Here is a 21,409-nt window from a genome sequence, read left to right on the forward strand (position 1 = left end):
AATCGCCCGGGGTGCTTCACTTCGGGCGATTTTGCTCCCATATGTGAGCCTCACGAATCTGAACGATGCGGCAGTGTCTTTCCGGTTGATAACGGGAACCAAGGGTGAGGCGTCCGATTGCACCGCAATCCGTCCAAGCCCGGCTTTTGAACAATTTACATACTGATTCCGGACCCGGCCGATTATGCCGGAATTGGTAGTGCGGAGATTTGCATGGCTTCTGCAGCGGAACAACTGGCGTCCAATCTCAATTTCTCGACCTTCGCCAAGGCTGAGGATCTCAAGAAGCGCTTGTGGTTTACGCTCGGCGCACTTCTCGTTTACCGGCTCGGCACTCACATTCCGCTTCCTGGCCTCAATCCTGCTGCCTATGCGCAGGCATTCCAGAATCAGTCTGGCGGTATTCTCGGCCTCTTCAACATGTTCTCGGGCGGCGCCGTACAGCGCATGGCGATTTTCGCGCTCGGCATCATGCCCTATATTTCCGCCTCGATCATCGTTCAGCTCATGACCTCGGTCGTGCCTTCGCTTGAGAATCTCAAGAAGGAAGGCGAGCAGGGCCGCAAGATCATCAACCAATACACTCGCTACGGCACGGTGCTGCTCGGCGCATTGCAGGCTTATGGCATTGCGATCGGCCTTGAGCATGGCAATGGTGTCGTGATCGATCCAGGCTGGTTCTTCCGCATTTCCACGGTCATAACGTTGCTCGGCGGCACAATGTTCCTGATGTGGCTCGGCGAACAGGTAACTTCGCGCGGTATCGGCAACGGTATCTCGCTCATCATCTTCGCCGGCATCGCTGCTGGTCTGCCGACGGCACTTGCCGGCACGCTCGAGCTGGGCCGTACAGGTGCTCTGTCCACAGGTCTCATTCTGGCTGTTCTGGTCGTCGCTGTCCTGGTCATCGCGCTCATCGTTTTCGTCGAACGTGCCCAGCGTCGCCTGTTGATCCAGTATCCGAAGCGCCAGGTCGGTACCCGCATGTTCCAGGGCGATACGTCGCACCTGCCGTTGAAGCTCAACACTTCGGGCGTCATTCCGGCGATCTTCGCATCCTCGCTGCTGCTGCTGCCGGCAACCGTTGCGGGCCTCGGCAACAACACGGCGCTTCCGGGTTGGGTGACGTCGATCGTCGCGGCACTTGGTCACGGCCAGCCTGTCTATATGGTGCTTTACGGTGCGCTGATTGCCTTCTTCGCTTTCTTCTACACGGCGCTGGTCTTCAATCCGAAGGACACGGCAGACAATCTGAAGAAGCATGGCGGCTTTATTCCGGGTATTCGTCCGGGCGAACGCACCGCCGAGTATATCGACTACGTGCTGACCCGGATCACGGTCATCGGCGCGATCTACCTCGTCTTCGTCTGCATCCTGCCCGAAATTCTCGTGTCCCAGACCGGTATTCCGCTGTCGCTGGGTGGCACTTCTCTTCTGATCGTGGTTAGCGTAACGCTGGATACGGTGGCACAGATTCAGGGTCACTTGATCGCGCAGCAATATGAAGGCCTGATCAAGAAATCGAAGTTGCGTGGAGGAAAGAGGGGGCGATGAGACTCATACTTTTAGGGCCGCCGGGAGCAGGTAAGGGGACCCAGGCCCAGCGTATCGTGGAAAAGCACGGCATTCCGCAGCTTTCCACCGGCGATATGCTGAGAGCTGCGGTGGCGGCCGAGACTGAGGTTGGCAAGCGCGCCAAGGCTGTCATGGACGCCGGCAAGCTTGTTTCGGATGAGATCGTCAACGCCATTGTTTCGGAGCGAATCGACCAGCCGGATTGCGCCAAGGGTTTCATCCTTGACGGTTTCCCCCGCACTCTGGTGCAGGCCGATGCGACGGAGCAGATGCTGAAGGCCAAGGGTCTTGAGCTTTCCGTCGTCATCGAGCTGAAGGTCGATGACGCGGAACTGATTCGCCGCGTCTCGGGGCGTTACTCCTGTTCGAATTGCGGTAGTGTCTATCACGATACCGATAAGGTTCCGGCGACAGCCGGTGTCTGCGACAAGTGCGGCTCGACCCACTTCAAGCGCCGCCCGGATGATAATGCCGAAACGATGGCGACGCGCCTCCAAGTCTACTACAAGGAGACCTCGCCGCTGATCGGTTACTACTATGCCAAGGGCAAGTTGCAGAGCATCGACGGCATGGCCGATATCGAGCATGTGACGGATAGCATCGAAGGTATCCTGGCTAAGCTTGGATAGCCTAAAATAAACTTGCCGAAGCGGTTGCTTTTTTGCGCTGATTCCGCTAAACACCGCGCCAACTCGCGACATGCTATGCGATCGGCGCGGATTTCCAACGGGGAGTCCGGGTACGGTCGTTTTGACATGTTGCGGACTCACAACGAACAAGCAGCTCCCGGGCTGCATAACAAGGCCCTTTGCTTAGGCAAAAGGAATGCAAGGAGAACAGGCGTGGCTCGTATCGCTGGCGTCAACATCCCGACTGCAAAGCGCGTAGTTATTGCGCTTCGTTACATTCACGGGATCGGACCGAAGTTTGCACAGGAAATCTGCGAGAAGGTCGGTATTCCGGCTGAGCGTCGCGTCAACCAGTTGACCGATGCTGAAGTTCTGCAGATCCGCGAAACCATCGACCGTGACTATCAGGTCGAAGGTGATCTGCGTCGCGATACCGCGATGAACATCAAGCGTCTGATGGACCTGGGCAGCTACCGCGGCTTGCGTCATCGTCGCGGCCTGCCGGTTCGCGGCCAGCGCACCCACACCAATGCTCGTACCCGCAAGGGCCCGGCAAAGGCGATCGCTGGTAAGAAGAAGTAATTTCCGGGCAACCGGATTTGGGAGGCTGGCGGTCCGCCGGCCTCTTTTGAGTTTGAAGCGGTGCCCTCCGGGTATCGCTTCGGTGTAGCCGCTGGCATTACGGCGGTGCAGAGATCCAAGAAAGGACTAACATGGCCAAGGAAGCCGTACGCGTTCGTCGTCGCGAGCGTAAAAATATCACGTCGGGCGTCGCACACGTCAACTCGACCTTCAACAACACGATGATCACCATCACCGACGCACAGGGCAACGCTATTGCCTGGTCGTCCGCTGGTGCCAAGGGCTTCAAGGGTTCGCGCAAGTCGACCCCGTTCGCTGCCCAGATCGCTGCTGAAGACTGCGCCAAGAAGGCTCAGGAACACGGCATGAAGTCGCTGGAAGTTGAAGTTTGCGGTCCGGGCTCCGGTCGTGAATCTGCTCTGCGCGCGCTCCAGGCTGCCGGTTTCATGATCACGTCCATCCGCGACGTGACCCCGATCCCGCACAATGGTTGCCGCCCGCGCAAGAAGCGTCGCGTCTGATCATCGCCACTCTCGACACTGGCCGGGGTAGATGCGCCCGGCTTGGTGTTTCTCAAGCTCGGTTGCCACGATTGGATGGTGGCAACGAACGGAAGGCAAAAACATGATTCAGAAAAACTGGCAGGAACTGATCAAGCCCAACAAGGTCGAGTTCACCTCGAGCGCCCGTACCAAGGCAACGCTCGTGGCCGAACCGCTGGAGCGTGGCTTCGGTCTCACCCTCGGCAACGCGCTGCGTCGCGTTCTGCTGTCTTCTCTGCGTGGCGCCGCTGTGACGGCTGTGCAGATCGACGGCGTGCTGCATGAGTTCTCCTCTATCCCGGGCGTCCGGGAAGACGTGACGGACATCGTGCTGAACATCAAGGAAATCGCCATCAAGATGGATGGCGATGATGCCAAGCGCATGGTCGTCCGCAAGCAGGGCCCAGGCGTAGTAACAGCTGGCGACATTCAGACGGTCGGCGATATCGAAATCCTCAACCCCGAGCATGTGATCTGCACGCTCGACGAGGGCGCCGAAATCCGCATGGAATTCACCGTCAACAATGGCAAGGGCTATGTCCCGGCCGAGCGTAATCGTGCGGAAGATGCTCCGATCGGTCTCATCCCGGTCGACAGCCTCTATTCGCCGGTCAAGAAGGTGTCCTACAAGGTTGAAAATACCCGTGAAGGACAGGTTCTCGACTACGACAAGCTGAGCATGTCGCTGGAAACCGATGGTTCTATCAGCGGTGAAGATGCAGTCGCTTTCGCGGCACGCATCCTGCAGGATCAGCTTGGCGTGTTCGTCAACTTCGACGAGCCGCAGAAGGAAACCGAAGAGGAAGCAGTTACCGAACTCGCTTTCAACCCGGCTCTCCTCAAGAAGGTGGACGAATTGGAACTGTCTGTTCGCTCGGCAAACTGCCTGAAGAACGACAACATCGTCTACATCGGCGACCTCATTCAGAAGACCGAAGCAGAAATGCTCCGCACGCCGAATTTTGGTCGCAAGTCGCTGAACGAAATCAAGGAAGTTCTCGCTTCCATGGGCCTGCACCTCGGCATGGAAGTGCCGGCATGGCCGCCTGAGAACATCGAAGATCTCGCCAAGCGATACGAAGACCAATACTAACGTTTCAAACGGCAGGCGAACGATGCCTGCAAGTGAAGGAGAATAGCAATGCGCCACGGTAAAGCCGGCCGCAAGCTGAACAGAACCGCTAGCCACCGTAAGGCGATGTTCGCCAACATGGCAGCTTCGCTCATTACCCATGAGCAGATCGTCACCACGCTCCCGAAGGCGAAGGAAATTCGTCCGATCGTCGAGAAGCTGGTTACCCTCGGCAAGCGCGGCGACCTGCACGCTCGTCGTCAGGCCATCTCGCAGATTCGCGACGCCGTTGTCGTCGCCAAGCTGTTTGATGCGATCGCAACGCGTTACGCCACCCGCAACGGCGGCTACCTGCGTATCATGAAGGCTGGCTTCCGCCAGGGCGACAATGCCGCTCTCGCAGTCGTCGAATTCGTCGATCGCGACACCTCTGCCAAGGGCGCAGCCGACAAGGCTCGCGTTGCTGCCGAGGAAGAAGCTGCAGCCGCTTAAGGCTAGCTTCGGATAAAAGATCCAGGGCCGGATGAGCGATCATCCGGCCTTTTTGGCGTTTGAGGGTTTGCCGGGAGCCGACTTGCTCTCCTGGAGCCGCCATGGACCACGAATATGCTGGCTGAGTTGCCTGGCGGCTCATGCTCTTGAGCTATAGGAACGACTATTGGACACGCAGCGGCAATTCATACGCAGAAGGGCGATGCTACTTCTGGCCCTGTTCTTGACCATAGCCTGCGGTCTTGCGCTCCGGCGATTTGGTTATGCCGCCGATCTTCCCTTCACCGTGGTCAAATATGGTGGTTCGATCTTGTGGGGCGCGATGGTCTATTGGCTTCTGGCGACGCTATTCGTCACCGGTAGGCCTTTCAAAATTGCTTTCGGCGCGCTGATCCTGGCGACGGCCGTCGAATTCTTCAGGCTTTGGCATGCACCTGCGCTGGATGCGTTTCGATTGACCACCGCCGGCGCCTCGTTGCTCGGAAGAGTGTTCTCGCTGTGGAACATTGTGGCCTATGCCGTTGGCATAGCGGCGGCTTTGGTGCTGGATCGCATTCTGTTGGCGGTAAGGCGCGCCAACTGAGATCGCGGTACAGCAGGGCGATCGGATCGCTGCATCATGAAGGCCGGATGAGCGATCATCCGGCCTTCAGTCGTTTGCCTATGTGGGTAGCGACGCCAAGCACGGCGCTATTCGGCTGCCACGGCGTGCCGGCGCGAAGGCTCCGTTCTGTGAAGATAAACGGCGAAAGTATCCCACGGCGGCGTGATCGAGAGCTGTGCCAGCAGGCGGCCAATCTCGCCCCGGTGATATCCTCCATGCGTGACGACATGGAGGAGCATCTCCTGCCGCGACATGCAGCCCCTGTCGCCGTCGGTGAAGACGAACGGCAGAGCTTCGGACAAGAGGTCAGGGGTCAGCGTTTCAAGATATCTGAGATACCATTGATCCGACGCGATCAGCGCGGTGCGGAGCTCCGCCAGTGATGGCGTGTCCGGTGTGTTGTCGGCAGTGAAGCCATGGTCCTGCCCGTTAAGGTGGGCCGCAAATATCCGGCCGACGACCAGGGAATGGTTCATCAGGCGGATGGAGGCATGACGCTCCTTTGCATGCCGCACGGTATCGAGGTTACCTATGCCGTCAAGCAGATCCTTGTTTGCCCATGCCTGATAGCTGAAAAGCGTATGCAGCAACGACTGTTCGCTCATGAGAAATCCCTTTTTGTTATCCGGTAAAATGCGAGTAATGTGTTCACATTTTCGAGGAGCAGGAAGGGCATGTCTACTCGCATTGGAAAGTCCGGCGCCCCGATGCGAAAGGAGCCGAGCCAGGCGCGTTCACGGGCGACGGTCGATGCCATTCTCGAGGCGGGTGCTCGCATTTTGGGAGATCGCGGATGGGCCGGATTTACGACGAATGCCGTCGCGGCGGTTGCCGGCATCAGCATTGGGTCGCTCTATCAATATTTTCCCGACAAGCTTTCCCTGGTCGAGGCCATCCGGCGGCGTCACTTCGATGACATTCTGGCGGTCATGCGGAAGGCTATGGCCGGAGACTTGCCATTGCAGCAGCGCGCAGAGGCTCTCGTTGAGGGCATGATCGATGCCCATAACATCAATCCGGAGCTGCACAGGGTGCTTCTGGACGAAGCGCCCGGGTATGATGGCTCCAGATTGGCGCATGATGCATTTCTTGCCGAGTATCAAGGCCACTACAGAGATTTTGTGGCCGCGCATCGCAGCGGTCGCAAAGGTCCCGGCAATGACGTTCTCGCGCAGCTGCTATCGGGTGCTGTCGAGGGCGTGATCCACAGTGCAGCCCGAAAGCGTACGCTCGGTTCGCCGGAGCTGAAACAGGAACTGGCGAGGATGATCTGTTCCTATCTGCGAAACGCTGATTAACCCTTCGCGGTCGACCCGGCGCTGTTCCGACCATCGTTGAACGCATGGCTGCATTTCGCTTTTCGGATGGTAATTTGAGTTCATATAGTTTGAATCCTAATTAGTTTAGTGCTAATAGATAATTATGGAATCGCTCAACACTCTTCAACGCATTTTCACCGCCAATCTGCTGACCACTGGCCGCCAATGGCGCCGGGTCGTCGATCTCGCACTGAGCTCCTACGGCATCTCGGAGGCCGCGGCAGCACCGCTGCTCTGGATCGGCCGTCTGGGAGGAGGTGTCCGACAGGTGGCGATCGCCACCTATGTCGGTATCGAAGGTCCGTCGCTGGTTCGGCTGATCGATCAGCTGGAAAGCATGGATCTCGTGATCCGCAAGGATGATCCGACGGATCGCCGCGCGAAGGGTCTTTGGCTGACGCCGGAGGGCGAGAAGCTTGCGTCCCGCATGGAAGACGCGCTCGACGAACTGCGCGGCAAGATCCTTGCCGATGTCGACAAGGCGGATATCGAAGCTGCTATCCGCGTCCTGAAGGCCTTCGAGGAGTTCGAGACCGTGAAGACGACCGAAACGGAGCCGGAGAAGGAGAGCGTTTCATGAGCATTCCATCCTGGCGGGACTGGCTGTTTTCGGTCAAAGCCTTCATTGCAGCCATCATGGCGCTGTTCATTGCGCTGTCGCTGGACTTGCCGCGCCCTTACTGGGCAATGGCGGCCGTCTATGTGGTTGCCAATCCGCTTGCGGGCGCAACGAGCTCAAAGGCGCTCTATCGTACGCTCGGCACGCTGATCGGCGCCTGTGCCTCGGTGATCTTCGTTCCGCTCTTCGTCAATGCGCCGGAATTGCTTTCGGTCGTCGTGGCGCTCTGGACCGGAACCCTGCTGTTCATCTCGATGCTCGACCGCACCTCGCGCAGTTATGTCTTCATGCTCGCCGGCTATTCATTGCCGCTGATCGCGCTGCCGACGGTCGGCGCGCCCGAAACCGTATTCGACGTCGCGCTTGCCCGCTCCGAAGAGATCATCATCGGCATCGTTTGCGCCAGCGTCGTCAGCTCCATCATCTTTCCGAGCAGCGTCGGCACCGTGCTCGGCCAGCGCATCGGCTCCTGGCTCGATGATGCCGGCACCTGGGCCGATGAAATCCTGCGAGGCGAGGGTGCTTCACCCGCAACGCCGCTGAAGCGTCAGAAGCTTGCCGCCGACGTCTCCGGCCTCGACCTTGTCATCAGCCAGCTCAAATATGATGCGGGCAGTCGCGATATCGTCAGGCATTCCCGGGAGCTGCGCGGCCGTCTCTTGATGCTGCTGCCGCTCTTCTCGTCGCTGGCCGACCGCTTGCATGCGTTGAAGGCCGGCGAGAAGCCGCTGCCTCCGGAGCTTGTCTCGGTTCTGAACGATGTCGCCGATTGGCTGGGGCAGGGCGGACGCGGCAAGGCTGATGACACTGCGGATGCCTTGTCGAAAAAGATCGAGGAACTGCAGCAGAATGACCTTGATCTCGGCTGGGACGATCTCGTCCGGTCGAGTGCTCTGGCGCGCCTGAAGGAAATCGTCGATCTCTGGCAGGACTGCCTGACATTGCGCGACCAGATCGTCTCCGGCCAGCAGGTCGGCACCTGGCGGCCAGCCTTCCGGCACCGGAATGTCGTCGGCCAAAGCAGGCACTATGATTATGCCTTGCTTGCCTTTTCGGCCGGCACGGTCGTCGTCGGCATTGCTGCTGCCTGCTTCTTCTGGATCTATTCCGGATGGGAGGACGGCGCCGGCTTCGTCACAATGGCGGCTGTTGCCTGTTCGTTTTTCGCCGCGCTCGATCGCCCTGCGCCGTTCATCACCTCGATGTTCATCTGGAGCGCAATGAGCCTGGTGATTGCATGCGTCTATATCTTCGGCATCCTGCCTTCCATTTCCGGCTTCGAAATGCTGGTGCTGGTCTTTGCGCCGCCCTTCCTGGTGATGGGCCTGTTGATCCCGCGGCCACAGACCAACCTGCTCGCCATGCTGCTGGCGGTGAACGGCGCCACCTTCATTGCGCTGCAGGATCGCTACACTGCCGATTTCGCCAGTTTCGCGAATAGCGCGATCGCCGCCTTGGCAGGCATCGGCTTCGCACTCGTCTGGACCTTGATGACCCGTCCGTTCGGCTCTGAACTTGCCGCCTGGCGGTTGGTGCGCGCCGGCTGGACCGACCTTGCCGAAACGGCAGCCGGCATCCGCCGCGCCGATCACGAGCGCCTCTCCGGCCGCATTCTTGATCGTCTCGGACAGCTTGTGCCGCGTCTTGCCGGCATCGAGGACCGTGAGCTGAAGAAGGTCGACGGCTATGCCGATGTCCGCCTCGGCTTCAACGTGCTGATGCTGCAGAAGGAGCGGGGCCAGCTGAATTCCGCCGCTGCCGCCTCCGTCAGCGAGGTTCTGATCGGCGTGTCCGATTTCTATCGTTCGCGGCTGAAGGCCAAGCGCGCCATCGATCCCTCCGACGAGTTGCGCCTATCGATCGATCGTGGCCTCGAAGCGGTGGCGCAGAACAGGCGCGAGCCCGGTCGAGCCAGCCTCGATGCCCTGGTGGGGCTCCGCCGCGCGCTCTTCCCACATGCCGAACCACCGGCGAGCTGGCAGCCGCCGGTATCGAACACGTCTCAACCTCTTCCCATTGCCGCCGAGTAACATCATGCCCGCAGAATTCGATCTTTATGGCGTCTACATGCCACGCCTTCTGGTTCTCATGCTCGTGACGCTGTTTGTCGTCATCATCCTTCGACGCCTGCTCGCATGGGCTGGAGCTTACACTCTGGTCTGGCATCGCGGCCTTTTCGATCTGGCGCTCTACGTTCTGTTGCTCGGCGCCGTCTCCTCTGTCTCCCGTTGGTACTTCACATGAACACGTTAAAACTCATCGGCCGTGTCGCCGTCACCCTCATCTTCGTCATCGCTGCCGTCTATGTCGGCCGCCAGCTCTGGGGCCATTACATGGACGAGCCCTGGACCCGCGACGCGCGCTTGCGCGCCGATGTCGTCGGCATTGCGCCTGACGTTTCGGGCCTCGTGAGCGACGTCCTGGTCAAGGACAACCAGATCGTCAAGAAGGGCGACCTTCTTTTCCGTGTGGATCGCGATCGCTTCGCCATCGCCCTCGAACAGGCGGACGCCGCGCTCGCAAGCAGCAATGCCGCTCTCGAACAGGCTCAGCGCGAAAGCGCCCGGCAGGCGCGCCTCGGTGATGCTGCTTCCTTGCAGCAGAAGGAGCAGGCGCTGACCGCTGTGCAGCAGGACGAAGCCGCTGTCCGTCAGGCGACAGCCAACCGCGAGCTTGCCCAGCTGAACCTCGATCGCTCGGAAGTCCGTGCCACCGTCAACGGTACGATCTCGAACCTCAGCCTGCGTCCGGGCGATTATGTCTCGGCCGGTACGGCGAAAGTGGCGCTGATCGACAGCGATTCCCTGCGCGTTGAAGGCTATTTCGAGGAAACCAAGCTGCCGCGCATCCATGTCGGCGACGAAGTCTACATCCATCTGATGGGGCAGGCCGAAAAGCTGACCGGCCATGTCGAAAGCATCGCCTATGGCATCGAGGATCGCGAACGGACCTCGGGCAGCCTGCTTGCCAATATCACCCCGACTTTCAGCTGGGTACGTTTGGCGCAGCGTGTGCCGGTGCGCATCGCACTCGACAAGGTGCCTGATGGCACGAAGCTGATTGCCGGCCTGACGGCGACCGTCGAGGTACAGGAGCAAGGTCAGGCCAAGATCGCCAGCGCTGCGGAATGAACATCTCGTGAATGGGCAGAGCGGCCGAGTTCAGGCCGCTCTGGAATTGGAAGCCGCAACCGGCCGGCGCGCGGCCCGGCGTCGCTCCATCATGATCGGCCTGTAGGATCTGTAGAGGATCATGGCGATCAGCAGGCCGATATAGATAAACTGCTCCAGCGACAGGATCTTGGTCGACAGCGCGAAGTGCAGCGCGCCGCAGGCTGCGACGATATAGACGAGGCGGTGCAGCCAGATCCATTTCTTGCCGAGCCGCTTGATCGAAAAATTGTTCGAGGTCACGGCCAGCGCCAGCAGCATGACGAGGCCTGCCATGCCGAACATGATGAAAGGCCGCTTCAGCACGTCATCAATGACGGCCCGCACATCCAGCGCCTGATCGAGGACCATGTAGACGGTCAGATGCATCAGCGCGTAGTAGAAACAGAGCAGGCCGAGCGCGCGGCGATAGCGCAGATAGTTCCAGCCGAAGAGATCCCGAAGCGGCGTGACCGCAAGCGTCAGCAGCAGGAAGCGGATCGCCCAAAGCCCCAGGAAAAGCTCGAAGGTCTTGACGGCGTCGGCGCCAAGCTGGTCCGTAGCGCCGAGATAGAATTCCCAGGCAGCCGGCAGCAACCCCACGATATAGAGCGCCCAGACGGAGGCCGGTTGCCAGCGCTTGGGCAGGGCGAAGGAAAAAGCCATCAGAAGTTCACCCGAAGGTCCATGCCGCTATAGAGGCTGGCGACTTGATCGGCATAGCCATTGAAGGGCAGGGTGGGGTGACGGTTGGAGCTGAAGAACCCGCCTTCGCCGATGCGCCGCTCCGTCGCCTGGCTCCAGCGGGGATGGTCGACAGCCGGATTGACGTTGGCGTAGAAGCCGTACTCCTGGCTGTTGGTCACTTGCCATGTGTTCAGCGGCTGCTTGTCGGTGAGCGTGATGCGCACAATCGACTTGATGCCCTTGAAGCCGTATTTCCACGGTACGACGAGGCGGATCGGCGCGCCGTTCTGGTTCGGCAGCGTCTCGCCATAGAGGCCGACGGCAAGCAGCGTCAGAGGATTGCGCGCTTCATCCAGCCGCAAGCCCTCGACATAGGGCCAATCCAGGGACTGCAGGAGACCCGATTGCCCCGGCATTTCCGAAGGCCGGACGACTGTTTCGAAGGCAACGAACTTGGCGCTTCCCTGCGGCTCCACCTTGTCGAGCAGTGCCGCAAGCGGAAATCCGTCCCAGGGGATGACCATCGACCATGCCTCGACGCAGCGCATGCGATAGACGCGCTCCTCCGGTGGGAACTCCTTGATCAGCGCGTCGATATCGAAGGTGCCGGGCTTGTTGACCATGCCGTCGACCTTGACGGTCCATGGCCGTGGCTTGAACTTGCCGGAAAGATTGGCCGGGTCGGCCTTGTCGAGGCCGAATTCGTAGAAATTATTGTAGGTGGTGACATCCTTGATCGGCGTCAGCTTCTCGTCGACAGTATAGTTGCTTTTCGTCACGGTCAGTGCGTCAGCGAGCGCGGCCTTGCCGCCAACTGCTGCCATGCCGATGCCGGCCGCTGCTGCGGTCAGGAATTCGCGCCGCCTCAGATAGGCCGAGCGCGGTGTGATCTCGGAAGACGCAATTTTCGGCGGACGATAAGAAGGCATGACAGTTCCTTTATGCGATCGCAGCTTCGATATGAGCTATACGCAGCAGAGGCATATTTTGTTACACTCTTAGGCCGGCAATTCTTTGCAAGGGAAACCAACTTTTTGTGTGTACTTGTGATCGGGCGGCTTCGTTCCCAATTCTGATCACAGGTTCGTCGCGCCGAAGCATATCATAGTTGCCAATCCGCTCCTGCCCTTGTGGCGTACCGGATTCGCTTGAGTTGATAGTGACAGTACCGCACGATTGGATTAGGACAATTCCAAAAAGCAGGAATGTCGGCGCTCCCTTGGGCGCAAAGCTCGGGCCGGCCGACGCCGCACAAATTCCAGGATGACGAGGAAGACACCATGCCAGCTTATCGTTCCAGAACCACGACCCACGGCCGCAACATGGCCGGCGCACGCGGCCTTTGGCGCGCGACGGGTATGAAGGACAGCGATTTCGGCAAGCCGATCATTGCGGTGGTCAACTCCTTCACCCAGTTCGTGCCCGGTCACGTTCACCTCAAGGATCTCGGCCAGCTCGTGGCGCGCGAGATCGAGGCGGCCGGCGGTGTCGCCAAGGAATTCAATACCATCGCCGTCGATGACGGCATCGCCATGGGCCATGACGGCATGCTCTATTCGCTGCCGTCGCGCGAACTCATCGCCGACAGCGTCGAGTACATGGTCAACGCCCACTGCGCCGACGCCATGGTCTGTATCTCCAACTGCGACAAGATCACCCCCGGCATGCTGATGGCGTCGCTGCGGCTGAACATCCCCACGGTCTTCGTCTCCGGTGGTCCGATGGAAGCCGGCAAGGTCATCCTGCATGGCAAGAAGGTCGCTCTCGACCTCGTCGACGCCATGGTTGCCGCTGCTGACGATAAGATCAGCGACGAGGACGTCGCCACCATCGAACGCTCGGCTTGCCCAACCTGCGGCTCCTGCTCGGGCATGTTCACGGCCAATTCGATGAACTGTCTGACCGAAGCCCTCGGCCTGTCCTTGCCCGGCAACGGCTCGACGCTTGCCACCCATTCGGACCGCAAGGAACTCTTTCTCGAAGCCGGCCGCCGTGTCGTTGCTCTGGCGAAGCGCTATTATGAGCAGGACGACGTGACGGCACTGCCGCGGACGATTGCGAGCAAGGGCGCGTTCGAAAACGCCATGGCACTTGATATCGCCATGGGCGGCTCGACCAATACCGTGCTGCATATTCTTGCAGCAGCCCATGAGGGCGAGATCGACTTCACGATGGATGATATCGATCGCCTGTCACGCCGTGTTCCCTGCCTTTCCAAGGTGGCGCCTGCCAAGGCCGACGTTCATATGGAAGATGTGCATCGCGCCGGCGGCATCATGGCGATCCTCGGCGAGTTGAACCGTGCCGGACTGATAAATGCCGACCTGCCAACCGTTCACGCTGCGACGCTGGGCGAAGCTCTGGCACAGTGGGATATTGCCGTTACCGACAACAAGGCTGCCCTGGAGCTCTTCAGCGCCGCTCCTGGCGGTGTCCCGACGCAGGTTGCCTTCAGCCAGAGCGCGCGCTGGGAAGAGCTTGATCTCGATCGCGAAAAGGGTGTCATCCGCGATGCCCAGCATCCGTTCTCCAAGGATGGCGGTCTTGCCGTCCTCAAGGGGAATCTGGCTGTTGACGGCTGCATTGTGAAGACGGCTGGCGTCGATGAATCGATCCTGAAATTCTCCGGCCCGGCCAAGGTCTTCGAAAGCCAGGACGCGGCGGTCAAGGGCATCCTTAGCAACGAAGTCGTTGCGGGCGATGTCGTCGTCATCCGCTACGAGGGCCCGAAGGGCGGCCCCGGCATGCAGGAAATGCTCTACCCAACGAGCTATCTGAAGTCGAAGGGCCTCGGCAAGGCTTGCGCACTGATCACCGACGGCCGCTTCTCGGGCGGCACTTCGGGCCTGTCGATCGGCCACGCCTCGCCGGAAGCGGCAAACGGCGGCACGATCGGTCTGGTGCGCGAAGGCGACATGATCGACATCGACATCCCGAACCGCACCATCAGCCTGCGCGTCGACGATGCCGAGCTTGCAGCTCGCCGTGAAGCCCAGAACGCCAAGGGTTGGCATCCGGCGGAACCGCGCAAGCGCAACGTGACCACGGCGTTGAAGGCCTATGCTGCTTTCGCGACCAGTGCCGACCGCGGCGCCGTCCGCGATCTGGGCGGGAAGTAACCAGGCTCCTTCGCCCCGTGAAACGGGGAGAAGGTGGACTCGAACGGTCGAGTATAGCTCGGCCGCGAGAGGACGGATGAGGGGCCTTTCGAGCTTTATCGCAACAGCGGATTTTGCCGAACCTGCGGTAGCCCCTCACCCTAGCCCTCTCCCCGCAGGCGGAGAGAGGGGAGGTTTCAAATCCACGGCTAAAGCGGCCGATTGATCTGCTTGTACGTGTCGTTGAGCACTTTCAGGCGCTCCTCATAGGATGTGGTCAGGCAGGCGACATCGGCTTCGCAGGCCTGCCGCTTCTTCAGCCATTCCGTCTGTTGATCCTGCATCGTGCCGCGCGCGCCCATGGCGAGCAGGCCGGAAAGCAGGTCGAAAGTCGTCACCATCTTCACATCGGCGTCGTTAAGCGCCCTGACGTCGCATATTTTCTTCTCATCGGGCTTCAGGGTCTGCGCCTCGCAATCGAAGCTGGCGGCATACGAAGTGCCGGCAGTGCCGAGAGAGAGGAGAAGGACGGCGGCGGCTAGATGGTTCAATCGCATGTTTGGCTCCCTATGACGATTCCCAACGCGAAATGCATGACAGCATGTTTTTGTTCACCGAACCTGTTTTTTATCGCTGAAAACTTCCATTTATGCTTCATGCTTCCGCCCTCTTTCCTTTCTAGCGTCGGGCGCTACAACGTTGTTTAAAGAGAATTAAAAAGGGAAATTTCCATGCATGTCCTCCTGAAGCGCACTGCCGTTTCGATGATTGCCCTCGCAATGGTGATGCCGCTTTCCGCTGAAGCACAGACGGCGAAGTCGGTGCCGCAAAATCAGGTGCAGATGCAGCTTTCCTTTGCGCCGCTGGTCAAGCAGACCGCCGGTGCCGTGGTGAACGTCTATGCGGAGCGCCAGGTGCAGCGGCAGTCGCCCTTCGCCGGCGATCCCTTCTTCGAGCAGTTCTTCGGCCAGCGCATGCCGAATCGCACCGAGAAGCAGTCCTCGCTGGGCTCTGGCGTCATCGTCGAGGCCAACGGCACTGTCATCACCAACAATCACGTCATCGATGGCGCCGACGATATCAAGATCGCGCTGTCGGATGGCCGCGAATTTCCCTGCAAGGTCATATTGAAGGATGACAGGGTCGATCTCGCGGTCCTGAAGATCCAGTCAAAGAACGAGACCTTCCCGATCCTGCCCATCGCCAATTCCGATGCGGTCGAGGTCGGCGATCTCGTGCTGGCGATCGGTAATCCCTTCGGCGTCGGACAGACGGTGACGAGTGGTATCGTATCGGCGCTCGCCCGCAACCAGGTAAAGAACGAGGTCGGCTTCTTCATTCAGACGGATGCCTCGATCAATCCCGGCAATTCCGGCGGCGCGCTGGTGAACATGAATGGCGAGCTGATCGCGCTCAACACGGCCATCTTCTCGCAAGGCGGCGGCTCCAACGGCATCGGCTTTGCCATCCCTGCCAATCTGGTCAAGGTCTTCCTGGCCGCCTCCGACCGTGGCGACAAGTCTTTCGAGCGGCCCTATATCGGCGCATCCTTCGAGCCTGTGACGTCTGACGTTGCCGAAGCGCTTGGCCTCGACAAGGTGCGCGGCGCACTGGTGACCAAGGTTGTCGACGGTGGCCCCGCCGCCAAGGCTGGCCTGAAGCCCGGCGAGGTGATCACCGCACTCAACAGTATCCCGGTCGAGCATCCCGATGCGCTGGGTTATCGCCTGACCACGGCAGGGCTTGGCGCCACCGTATCGTTGACCGTGCTCGACAATGGCAAGGAGCATGAGGCCAGCATGACGCTTGCCGCAGCGCCTGAATCGACGCCGCGCGACGAGAGGCAGATCCAGGGCAACAATCCCTTCTCGGGCGCAACGGTTGCCAATCTTTCGCCGCGCGTCGCCGATGAACTGCATCTGCCGCCTGATTCCACCGGTGTCGTCATCGAGAGCCTGAAGTCGGATTCGCCAGCTGCGCGTCTCGGTTTCGCGCCGCGTGACATCGTCGTCTCGATCAACGGTGTCAACGTCAACTCGACCGAGATATTGCAGCGGACCGTCGGCTCCAATCCGAGCTTCTGGCGCGTAGAAATCGAGCGTGACGGCCAGCGCATCCGGCAGTTCTTCCGATGAGTAATGACCTGTTTGCACCGCGGATACCGGAGGAGGTCGCAAACAAGCGGCCTCTGGCCGATCGCCTGCGGCCGCAAACGCTGGCCGAGGTCACAGGCCAATCGCATCTGACCGGTGAAGACGGCGTGCTTCGCCGGATGATCGAAGCCGGCTCGCTCGGCTCCATGATCTTCTGGGGGCCGCCCGGCACCGGCAAGACGACGGTCGCAAGGCTGCTTTCGGGCGAGGCGGGTCTTGCCTTCGAACAGATATCGGCGATCTTTTCAGGCGTCGCCGATCTGAAGAAGGTATTCGAGGCAGCGCGCCTGCGCCGCATGGATGGTCGCCAGACCCTTCTTTTCGTCGATGAGATCCATCGCTTCAATCGTGCCCAGCAGGATAGCTTCCTGCCCGTCATGGAGGACGGCACGGTGATCCTGGTCGGTGCGACGACGGAGAACCCGTCCTTCGAACTCAACGCCGCTCTTCTGTCCCGTGCCCGTGTCCTCACATTCCAGTCGCATGATGAGGAAAGCCTGGAGGAGCTGCTGCGACGCGCCGAGGCGGTGGAGGGCAAGCCGCTGCCGTTGACCGAAAATGCGCGCGCCAGCCTGATCGGCATGGCCGACGGCGACGGGCGCTCGGTGCTGACGCTCGCGGAAGAGGTCTGGCGTGCCGCGCGCAAGGACGAGCTTTTCGACCCTGACATGCTGATCAAGATCGTCCAGCGCCGAGCTCCAGTCTACGACAAGGCGCAGGACGGGCACTACAATCTGATCTCGGCCCTGCACAAATCCGTTCGCGGCTCCGATCCCGACGCAGCGCTTTACTATCTCGCCCGCATGTTCGATGCCGGCGAGGATCCGCTCTATCTCGGCCGGCGGCTGGTGCGCATGGCAGTCGAGGATATCGGCCTTGCCGATCCGCAGGCGCTGGTGATCTGCAACGCCGCCAAGGACGCCTATGAATACCTGGGGTCACCGGAGGGTGAATTGGCGCTGGCGCAGGCCTGCGTGTATCTCGCCACCGCCCCGAAATCGAATGCCGTCTACACCGCCTTCAAGGCGGCGACGCAAGCCGCGAAGCAGAACGGTTCGCTGCTGCCGCCCAAGCATATCCTCAACGCGCCGACGAAACTGATGCGCACCGAGGGATATGGCGACGGCTATCGCTACGATCATGACGAGCCGGATGCCTTTTCGGGCCAGAATTACTTTCCGGAGAAGATGGGCCGCCAGACCTTCTACGATCCGCCCGAGCGCGGTTTCGAGCGCGAAATCCGCAAGCGGCTGGACTGGTGGTCGAAGCTGCGCAAGGAGCGCGGCGAGCGCTAATCAGCAAATCACCTGCTGGTGACTGCTTTCCGCTATGCTTTTTGCATACGTGGAACGGTTACCCTGTCCACCATCTTGACGCTCGATTCCGCCAGGCTCTTGTGGCCTTCCATATCGACGACCAGATGCCAATGGCCGGCCTCCGGAATGACCAGCCGTATCGGGGATTTCTTGGCGACGCCGCCAAGGAACTGATGCTTGAGGGTTTCCGTGAAGCGCTCGAAATTAGAGCTGTTCATCAGCCTGACATTGGCGACAGCCGAGAGCGTAATCTCGATCACCGTACCGGCGTGCTGTTCTTTGAGATCGTAATGGCTGTAGCGGAAAGCAGGCTTCGACATCTTGTTTCTATTCTCTGGGACACCCGTGCCAAAAACCTACTCAAGGCGGGTTAAGGAAGCGTTTGGTCGGGTTGCAGCTGTCGAAGCCTGCCCTGGAGCGGTTGAGCGTTTCTCAGAACCGCTCAACCGCTCTAAACTATTGTTCTTACGCAATTTTAGATGGAGAACCGCTGCGCAAGTTTTACTCGGGTTGATCTGGGTCTAGTGCAGATTGGACGAGGTGAATACGAAACCATCCAGGTCGAGGACTGCGCCTTCCGGCGCGTGGCAGATGTCGGCCGGGTTATGGTTGCATTCTTCAGCCGCAAAGTGCAGGGCAGCGGCCTCGTTGCGGAACAGGCCGCCGACGAGCCCCTGACGGTCCTGGACGATCCAGCTGCCGCGGCGATCACGGCCGATGACGAAGCGGGCCGGTGCCGGCGAAAAGGGGCCGTGAGCCGAGCGGCGCTGGATATGCTGTGCGTTTGCCATTTTTTCTTCCTCTTGGATCTCTTCGGTTAGGTTCAATGTCCGGCCCAATGCAGCAGCATCTGGAGGACGCCGGCGATGAGGAAGACAAGCCCGAGGCGCGGAGCGATGGAGCGAAGGCCATGCAGCAGCGCGTCTGAAGAGAGATGCCGTTCGTCCCCGGCAAGGGCCACGGCGCGAGGGCGTTGGAGGGGATCGGCGGTTAGGCCGGCATGCGTATAGCGTGACATCGTAGTTCCTTTCCAGTGTCACCGGCACCTGAGGTCCGCTGGACCATGGGTGCCACGCTCTTGAATCTATGGGTGAGTTGCTAGGATTTCCATTTGCCTCGAATGGCAAAAATATAAAAATCTCATAGGGATGACGTGATCTTACAATCCCAGCCGGAAGGTTCGGCGGGAGGCAAAGCGGCCGCTTCCGTCGGCTTGAAACTGTGCGAGGGCAGTCTGGATCGCCGTCGCGGTTTCATTGGCTACGCCGACCAACGGCAGGCGCACATCGGCTGCGATATACCGCACCAGCGACAGGGCATGCTTGATGGTCGCCGGCTCGCTTTCACGCGCTAGCGCATTGAATAGCGGCTGCAGGCGTTCGTCGATGGATTGGGCTGCGCTGATATGGCCACAGGCCGCCGAATGCTGCATGGACTGGAATAATCGCGGCACGATATTCGCCGCGCTGGAAAAGCAGCCACGGCCGCCTGCGACAGTGAAGGCAAACGCACTGGCATCGTTAGACGTATAGAGCCCTAATCGCTCGGGCAGCTGGGATCGCCAGCGATCGATGCGCGAGATATCGCTGCTGTCATCACAAATCCCGATAATCCCGGGAATCTCCGCCAGTCGCAGGACGGTCGCCGGAGCGAGATCGATTGCGGTATGCGATGGCTGATTGTGGACGATGAGCGGCAGCTCGGTATGGGCGGCAAGCTGTTCGAAGTGATGAAGCACGCCCTTCTGGGTCGGCTTTGAATAGTAGGGCACCGTCACAAGGGCGGCGTCGGCGCCAAGTCGTTGCGCCTGCAGCGTTTCCGCGATGGTCGTTGCCGTGTCGTTCGTGCCGGATGCGACGATGACGGGCACCTGGTCCTCGCAAAGTTCGACACAGATTTCGATGGCGCGAAGCCGTTCCGCCTCCGTCAGCGTCGGGCCTTCGCCGGTCAGGGAGCAAACGAGGAGCCCGTCAACGCTGCTCAGCAATTGCCATTCCACATGCGCCATCATATCGACGCTGTCGAAAACGCCGTTATGAAACGGGGTGACAAGGGCGGTGATCGCGCCGCCGATGCGTCTTTGAAAGCTTGGCCTTTTCATCTCGGCTGCGCCTCAAAGATAATGCAGCACGATGAAGAGCTCGAGGCCGCCAAGCAGCAGCCCGAAGGCGAACATCGCTTGAAATGTACGTTTCTCGCGTATCTGCCGATCGCGGGGCTGGCGCCTCGGTCGGGCCTTCGCCGTTGGAACCGATGCGGTCGTGCGATGGTGTCTCTCATCGCTATTGTGGACGAGGACGCGGATGGATTCCGTCAGGTTTGGTGCGTGTGTATCGAGCATGGCAGCTGCCTCCGTATTTCAACAGAAGCGTAGTGCCGGGCGACATAGGAAATCCATTCGCGGCCGGAGCCGAAGAAGTAAGTGCGATATAAAGGACCGGAAAGCGCTATCCGGCCGCTTGCAGGTTCTTCCGATCGAGCTGCCTCACCAGCGCCAGGATCGTTGCCGAAACCGGCGTTGCAACGCCCGTCAGCTTGCCGAGCGAAACGACGACGCCGACGAGGGGCGTGATCTCCAGCGCCTTGCCGGCAAGCAGATCCTGCAGCATCGAGGTCCGTACCGGCCCGATCTGGCGCGAGTGTTCGAGACGCTCCTCGACCGACATCGGCACTTGCGCGCCCAAAGCCTCGGCGACCGCTTTCACCTCGCTCATGACCTGGCCGACCATCACCGAAAGAGCGGGGTCGTTCATGATGTCGGACATCAATCCGCGCGTCAGAGCGCTGATCGGATTGAAGGCGGCATTGCCCATCAGCTTGCTCCAGATATCGTCGCGAATGCGCGCGGAAATGGAGACGGTGACGCCGGCCTGCTGCAGCAGTGCTGCGATGGCCTCTATGTCGGACGTTGTCTCGCCGGACGGCTCACCCAGGATGAAATGGCCCTTGTTGCTGAGCCTGATCTCGCCGGGATTGGCGACCTCCGCTCCCTGATAGGCAACGCAACCGATGACGCGCTCGGGACCGATCAGTCGCCAGAGATCGCCATTCACGTCCAGTTCTTCCATCTGGTGCTCGGCATGGCCGCTCTGCCGATCCCGGTGAAAATACCACCACGGTACGCCGTTGAGGATCATCACGACGCGGGTGCCGGCATGCAGCAGCTTGGCGATGCCGGGCACGGCCGCCGCCAGCTGATGACCCTTGAGGCCGGTAATGACGAGATCCTGTGGTGGCAACTCGCCCGCATCGTCCGTTGCCGTCACTTGTGCCACGAGCGCGCTGCTTGCCTCTGCTTCCCAAAGATGAATGCCGCCGGAGCGAATGGCTTCCAGATGCGCCCCGCGCGCGACGACAGAGACCTTCGCCTGATCGCCGGAGGAAGCCAGCTTTGCCGCAATCGCGCCACCGAGTGCGCCCGCGCCGTAGATACAGATATTCTTGAAGGGGGAAGACGTCATGGCTTGGAGCTCCAGTCAGATCGCATGCGCTGAAAATTATGTCACGTCGGTGATTTGGCGAATGGTTCATTAGGTCGGCGGCAATTGGAATTGAAAATCGCGAAGCCTTCC

At 60.2% G+C, this 21,409-nt stretch carries 25 protein-coding genes; 15 read left to right on the plus strand and 10 right to left on the minus strand.

From position 1 onward, the window contains the following. Positions 1–213: 213 nt before the first annotated feature. The 7 genes from secY to ACQZ6F_RS16305 all read left to right on the plus strand — a co-directional run bounded on the left by secY (position 214) and on the right by ACQZ6F_RS16305 (position 5,475). Entirely contained in the window at positions 214–1,554 is a 1,341-nt protein-coding gene (gene secY / locus ACQZ6F_RS16275; RefSeq protein ID WP_077469712.1) for a preprotein translocase subunit SecY, read from the plus strand. Next, entirely contained in the window at positions 1,551–2,204 is a 654-nt protein-coding gene (locus ACQZ6F_RS16280) for an adenylate kinase (protein ID WP_077469713.1), read from the plus strand. Before secY ends, ACQZ6F_RS16280 begins: the two co-directional genes overlap by 4 nt. 213 nt (positions 2,205–2,417) lie before the next feature. Beyond that, a complete protein-coding gene (gene rpsM / locus ACQZ6F_RS16285) occupies positions 2,418–2,786 on the plus strand; it encodes a 30S ribosomal protein S13 (protein ID WP_015339612.1) in 369 nt (122 codons plus the stop codon). A 131-nt stretch (positions 2,787–2,917) separates the two neighbouring features. Next, positions 2,918–3,307, plus strand: coding sequence for a 30S ribosomal protein S11 (gene rpsK, locus ACQZ6F_RS16290; RefSeq protein WP_004118426.1), 390 nt, complete (start codon positions 2,918–2,920; stop codon positions 3,305–3,307). Positions 3,308–3,410: 103 nt separating this feature from the next. Then, positions 3,411–4,421, plus strand: coding sequence for a DNA-directed RNA polymerase subunit alpha (locus ACQZ6F_RS16295; RefSeq protein WP_449093379.1), 1,011 nt, complete (start codon positions 3,411–3,413; stop codon positions 4,419–4,421). A 48-nt stretch (positions 4,422–4,469) separates the two neighbouring features. Beyond that, entirely contained in the window at positions 4,470–4,892 is a 423-nt protein-coding gene (rplQ, locus tag ACQZ6F_RS16300; RefSeq protein ID WP_007690793.1) for a 50S ribosomal protein L17, read from the plus strand. A gap of 202 nt (positions 4,893–5,094) precedes the next feature. Beyond that, the gene (locus ACQZ6F_RS16305; RefSeq protein WP_449093378.1) at positions 5,095–5,475 is read left to right on the plus strand and encodes a ribosomal maturation YjgA family protein; all 381 of its coding nucleotides are present in this window, start codon (positions 5,095–5,097) and stop codon (positions 5,473–5,475) included. Between the two features lie 107 nt (positions 5,476–5,582). Here ACQZ6F_RS16305 and ACQZ6F_RS16310 read toward each other — a convergent pair whose 3' ends face one another. Beyond that, positions 5,583–6,101, minus strand: coding sequence for a DinB family protein (locus tag ACQZ6F_RS16310; RefSeq protein ID WP_449093377.1), 519 nt, complete (start codon positions 6,099–6,101; stop codon positions 5,583–5,585). Positions 6,102–6,170: 69 nt separating this feature from the next. Between ACQZ6F_RS16310 and ACQZ6F_RS16315 the strand changes: the two genes are divergently transcribed. From ACQZ6F_RS16315 to ACQZ6F_RS16335, 5 genes are all read left to right on the plus strand, one after another. After that, a complete protein-coding gene (locus ACQZ6F_RS16315) occupies positions 6,171–6,794 on the plus strand; it encodes a TetR/AcrR family transcriptional regulator (RefSeq protein ID WP_449093376.1) in 624 nt (207 codons plus the stop codon). Between the two features lie 124 nt (positions 6,795–6,918). After that, positions 6,919–7,395, plus strand: a complete 477-nt coding sequence (locus ACQZ6F_RS16320) for a MarR family winged helix-turn-helix transcriptional regulator (RefSeq protein ID WP_077469719.1) — start codon at positions 6,919–6,921, stop codon at positions 7,393–7,395. Continuing rightward, positions 7,392–9,464 carry an FUSC family protein gene (locus ACQZ6F_RS16325; protein ID WP_449093375.1) on the plus strand — a complete coding sequence of 691 codons (2,073 nt, stop codon included), beginning with the start codon at positions 7,392–7,394 and terminating at the stop codon, positions 9,462–9,464. The genes ACQZ6F_RS16320 and ACQZ6F_RS16325 overlap by 4 nt, the downstream gene beginning before the upstream one ends. A gap of 4 nt (positions 9,465–9,468) precedes the next feature. Further along, positions 9,469–9,678, plus strand: coding sequence for a DUF1656 domain-containing protein (locus ACQZ6F_RS16330; protein WP_034507353.1), 210 nt, complete (start codon positions 9,469–9,471; stop codon positions 9,676–9,678). Continuing rightward, a complete protein-coding gene (locus tag ACQZ6F_RS16335) occupies positions 9,675–10,565 on the plus strand; it encodes an efflux RND transporter periplasmic adaptor subunit (RefSeq protein WP_449093374.1) in 891 nt (296 codons plus the stop codon). Before ACQZ6F_RS16330 ends, ACQZ6F_RS16335 begins: the two co-directional genes overlap by 4 nt. 30 nt (positions 10,566–10,595) lie before the next feature. Here ACQZ6F_RS16335 and msrQ read toward each other — a convergent pair whose 3' ends face one another. Together msrQ and msrP are read right to left on the minus strand one after the other, a co-directional pair. Continuing rightward, positions 10,596–11,249 carry a protein-methionine-sulfoxide reductase heme-binding subunit MsrQ gene (gene msrQ, locus ACQZ6F_RS16340; RefSeq protein ID WP_449093373.1) on the minus strand — a complete coding sequence of 218 codons (654 nt, stop codon included), beginning with the start codon at positions 11,247–11,249 and terminating at the stop codon, positions 10,596–10,598. Continuing rightward, a complete protein-coding gene (msrP, locus tag ACQZ6F_RS16345) occupies positions 11,249–12,199 on the minus strand; it encodes a protein-methionine-sulfoxide reductase catalytic subunit MsrP (RefSeq protein WP_449093372.1) in 951 nt (316 codons plus the stop codon). Before msrP ends, msrQ begins: the two co-directional genes overlap by 1 nt. 351 nt (positions 12,200–12,550) lie before the next feature. On the opposite strand from msrP, the gene ilvD reads away from it, so the two are divergent. Then, the gene (gene ilvD / locus ACQZ6F_RS16350; protein WP_449093371.1) at positions 12,551–14,389 is read left to right on the plus strand and encodes a dihydroxy-acid dehydratase; all 1,839 of its coding nucleotides are present in this window, start codon (positions 12,551–12,553) and stop codon (positions 14,387–14,389) included. 188 nt (positions 14,390–14,577) lie between these two features. On the opposite strand, the gene ACQZ6F_RS16355 is transcribed toward ilvD, so the two are convergent. Next, positions 14,578–14,925, minus strand: a complete 348-nt coding sequence (locus ACQZ6F_RS16355) for a lysozyme inhibitor LprI family protein (RefSeq protein ID WP_449093370.1) — start codon at positions 14,923–14,925, stop codon at positions 14,578–14,580. A 174-nt stretch (positions 14,926–15,099) separates the two neighbouring features. Here ACQZ6F_RS16355 and ACQZ6F_RS16360 point away from each other — a divergent pair, with 174 nt between their 5' ends. Beyond that, on the plus strand, positions 15,100–16,503 hold the full coding sequence (locus tag ACQZ6F_RS16360; RefSeq protein ID WP_068386109.1) for a DegQ family serine endoprotease: 1,404 nt from the start codon (positions 15,100–15,102) through the stop codon (positions 16,501–16,503). Next, positions 16,500–17,816 (plus strand): replication-associated recombination protein A, encoded by a 1,317-nt coding sequence (locus ACQZ6F_RS16365; protein ID WP_449093369.1) that lies wholly within the window; start codon positions 16,500–16,502, stop codon positions 17,814–17,816. Before ACQZ6F_RS16360 ends, ACQZ6F_RS16365 begins: the two co-directional genes overlap by 4 nt. 32 nt (positions 17,817–17,848) lie before the next feature. Here ACQZ6F_RS16365 and ACQZ6F_RS16370 read toward each other — a convergent pair whose 3' ends face one another. The 6 genes from ACQZ6F_RS16370 to ACQZ6F_RS16395 form a co-directional block, all read right to left on the minus strand. Next, positions 17,849–18,157, minus strand: a complete 309-nt coding sequence (locus ACQZ6F_RS16370; protein ID WP_068386113.1) for a DUF1883 domain-containing protein — start codon at positions 18,155–18,157, stop codon at positions 17,849–17,851. Between the two features lie 201 nt (positions 18,158–18,358). Continuing rightward, positions 18,359–18,628, minus strand: a complete 270-nt coding sequence (locus ACQZ6F_RS16375; RefSeq protein ID WP_449093368.1) for a hypothetical protein — start codon at positions 18,626–18,628, stop codon at positions 18,359–18,361. Positions 18,629–18,660: 32 nt separating this feature from the next. After that, complete coding sequence (locus ACQZ6F_RS16380; RefSeq protein ID WP_449093367.1) at positions 18,661–18,855, minus strand: hypothetical protein; 195 nt, start codon at positions 18,853–18,855, stop codon at positions 18,661–18,663. 141 nt (positions 18,856–18,996) lie between these two features. Beyond that, positions 18,997–19,938, minus strand: coding sequence for a 4-hydroxy-tetrahydrodipicolinate synthase (gene dapA, locus ACQZ6F_RS16385; RefSeq protein ID WP_449093366.1), 942 nt, complete (start codon positions 19,936–19,938; stop codon positions 18,997–18,999). A 12-nt stretch (positions 19,939–19,950) separates the two neighbouring features. Further along, complete coding sequence (locus tag ACQZ6F_RS16390) at positions 19,951–20,178, minus strand: hypothetical protein (protein WP_077469728.1); 228 nt, start codon at positions 20,176–20,178, stop codon at positions 19,951–19,953. A gap of 106 nt (positions 20,179–20,284) precedes the next feature. Beyond that, the gene (locus ACQZ6F_RS16395) at positions 20,285–21,298 is read right to left on the minus strand and encodes a ketopantoate reductase family protein (protein ID WP_449093365.1); all 1,014 of its coding nucleotides are present in this window, start codon (positions 21,296–21,298) and stop codon (positions 20,285–20,287) included. Positions 21,299–21,409 lie beyond the last annotated feature (111 nt).

The organism is Rhizobium sp. A22-96, from assembly GCF_053521805.1.